General features: G+C 78.2%; 2 protein-coding genes. Both read right to left on the bottom strand.

Annotated elements, in window-relative coordinates:
• Positions 1–11 precede the first annotated feature (11 nt).
• Positions 12–530 carry a tRNA (adenosine(37)-N6)-threonylcarbamoyltransferase complex ATPase subunit type 1 TsaE gene (gene tsaE / locus KJP73_RS01315; protein WP_213280955.1) on the bottom strand — a complete coding sequence of 173 codons (519 nt, stop codon included), beginning with the start codon at positions 528–530 and terminating at the stop codon, positions 12–14.
• A gap of 59 nt (positions 531–589) precedes the next feature.
• Positions 590–1,789, bottom strand: coding sequence for an alanine racemase (gene alr / locus KJP73_RS01310; RefSeq protein WP_213280954.1), 1,200 nt, complete (start codon positions 1,787–1,789; stop codon positions 590–592).
• Positions 1,790–2,002 lie beyond the last annotated feature (213 nt).

Genomic DNA, 2,002 nt, shown 5'->3' with positions numbered 1-2,002 from the left:
GAGGTGGCGGGTCAGGCGGGCAGCGCGACGCCGCGCCAGCGGTCGCCGCGGGCCCGGACGGTCACGGTGCGCACCCCGGCGGCGGCGTCGGCGTCCCCGTCGAGGTCCGCCCCCGCCCCGCGCGGGCGCCGCAACGCGACCTCCAGGCGGTCGTCGGCGAGCGACTCCACGAGCCCCTCGCCCCACTCGACGACGGTGACGGCCTCGTCCAGGGAGGCGTCGAGGTCCAGGGCGTCGACCTCGTCGAGGGAGCCCAGCCGGTACGCGTCGACGTGCACGAGCGTCGGTCCGGTAGTGCCGTCCGGCCGGGGCAGCGGCGGGTGCACCCGGGCGATGACGAACGTCGGGGAGGCCACCGCGCCGCGCACGTGCAGGCCGGCGCCGATGCCCTGGGTGAGGGTGGTCTTGCCCGCCCCGAGGTCGCCGGTGAGCACCACGAGGTCGCCGTCGCGCAGCAGACCCGCGAGCGCCGTGCCGAACGCCCGCGTCGCCTCCGCGTCGGCCAGCTCGACGGTCACCTCCGCGACCACCCCGGACCCCTGCTCGCCCGCCCGCTGCTCCCCGGCCTGCTGCTGCCCGACCTGCCCGCTCACGACACCTCCTCCGCGACGCGCACGGCGTCGCTCACGGGCACCTCGTGCCCACCGTCCACGTACACCCGGGGCACCCGCGCCCCGAGCCGGGTGACGACCTCGTAGCTGATCGTCCCCGCGGCGTCCGCCCAGTCCTGCGCGGTCGGCCCGCCGTCCCGACCGTTCCCGAACAGCACCACGCGGTCGCCCGCGACCTCGGCCGCCCCGGGCCCCAGGTCCACCATGACCTGGTCCATGCACACCCGCCCGGCGATCGCGAGCCGCCGGCCGGCGACCCCGAGCGGCGCACCCGGGGCGCCGTCGACCCCGGAGGCGTGCCGCGGCACCCCGTCCGCGTAGCCGAGCGGCACGACGCCGACCCGCGTGTCCCGCGGCGTCACGTAGTGGTGCCCGTACGACATCCCGTGGCCGGCGGGCAGCTCCTTGACCGTGGCGAGCTCCGCCTCGACCGTCATGGCCGGCACCAGCCCGAACCGCTCCGGGCCGCCGAGCTGCGGCACCGGCGTGAGCCCGTACAGCGCGATGCCCGGGCGCACCAGGTCGAGGTGCAGCTCCGGGTCGGTGAGCGTGGAGGCGGAGGCCGCGATGTGCCGGACCTCGAACCGGGCGCCCCGTGCCTCCGCGTCGGCGGCCGCGCGGCGCAGGACGTCGCCCTGGTGGTGCAGCGACGGGTGGCCCGGCTCGTCGGCGAACGCCAGGTGCGACCAGATGCCCACCAGCCGGACGACGCCCTCCGCCTCCAGCCGCAGCGCGTCGTCCAGCACCGCGGGCAGCTCGGCGGGCGTCATCCCGTTGCGGCCCAGGCCGGTGTCGACCTTCACGTGGATCCGCGCGGTCCGGCCCGTCGCCCGGGCGGCCGCGGCCACCTCCTGCAGCGCCCACGGTGCCGCCACCGACAGGTCGACGTCGGCGGCCACGGCCTGCGCCAGCGGCGCTCCCGGCGCGTACAGCCACGTCAGCACGCGGGCCGTGACCCCGCCGGCCCGCAGGCGCAGCGCCTCGGACACCTGCGCGACGCCGAGCCAGGTCGCCCCGCCCTCGACGGCCGCCCGGGCCACCGGGAGCAGCCCGTGCCCGTACGCGTCGGCCTTCACGACGGCCATCACCTGCGACGAGGGTGCGAGGTCGCCCAGCGCCCGCGCGTTCGCACGCACGGCGCCGAGGTCCACGACCGCCCGCGCGGGAAACTCGCTCACTCCCCCAGTCTCCCACCGCCGCCCGGCTCGCGCCGGCGGGGCTCCGAGGCCCGCGTCCCCGTCGCGCTGGCCGAGCTGCTCGCCCGGGCCCGCCGCACCGGGGTCGCGACGCACGTGTCGCACCTGCACGGCCCGGCCGACGTGGTCGTGCCCCTGCTGGACGCGGCGCTGGCCGACGGGTTCGACCTGACCTTCGACAGCTACCCGTACCTG

It is taken from the genome of Cellulomonas hominis (assembly GCF_901521055.1).
GTDB classification, from domain to species: Bacteria; Actinomycetota; Actinomycetes; order Actinomycetales; family Cellulomonadaceae; genus Cellulomonas; species Cellulomonas endometrii.
This window is presented reverse-complemented; position numbering and strand designations above follow the sequence as displayed.